The organism is Streptomyces sp. ADMS (assembly GCF_033441795.1).
GTDB lineage: Bacteria > Actinomycetota > Actinomycetes > Streptomycetales > Streptomycetaceae > Streptomyces.
This window is the reverse complement of record NZ_JAVFVX010000462.1, coordinates 1-401: the sequence shown is the minus strand read 5'-3', so window position 1 is coordinate 401 and position 401 is coordinate 1. Positions and strand designations below refer to the sequence as shown.

Below are 401 nucleotides of genomic sequence, written 5' to 3'. Positions count from 1 at the left end.
CTCTGGGGGTACCCGGAGGTCGCCGCCCACCTGGGCATCAGCGTCCGAGCAGCCCGCAGCCGCAAGAGCCGGGGCAGCCTGCCCGAGCCCGACGACACCAACGTGCCGGACCGGCCGCGATGGAGGCCGGCCACCTTCCAGGGCTGGCAGCCCGTCGGCCGGGGGTTCCGTAGCGACCTGCACGGCACCGCTCAGCACGACAGCGCCGCATCCGGCTGACCTGCGGCCGGGTCCGCCCGTAGGCTGCGGCCATGACGACCGACTCGCCGATGCCGTCCCCTCCGTTCCCTTCGCCCGACAACGCCGTGCTCCGGGTGGTCGTCGGCAACGCCATCGCATCGGTCCACAGCGGCGAAGCCTCGGTGGAGGAGGCGATCCTCCACGCAGCCGTTCACGGCTGG

The 401-nt window shown here is 73.6% G+C and carries 1 protein-coding gene; it reads left to right on the top strand.

Annotated elements, in window-relative coordinates:
• On the top strand, positions 1-219 hold a 219-nt coding region (locus RB628_RS41560), incomplete at its 5' end, for a MarR family transcriptional regulator (protein WP_318325789.1).
• Between the last annotated feature and the right edge of the window lie 182 nt (positions 220-401).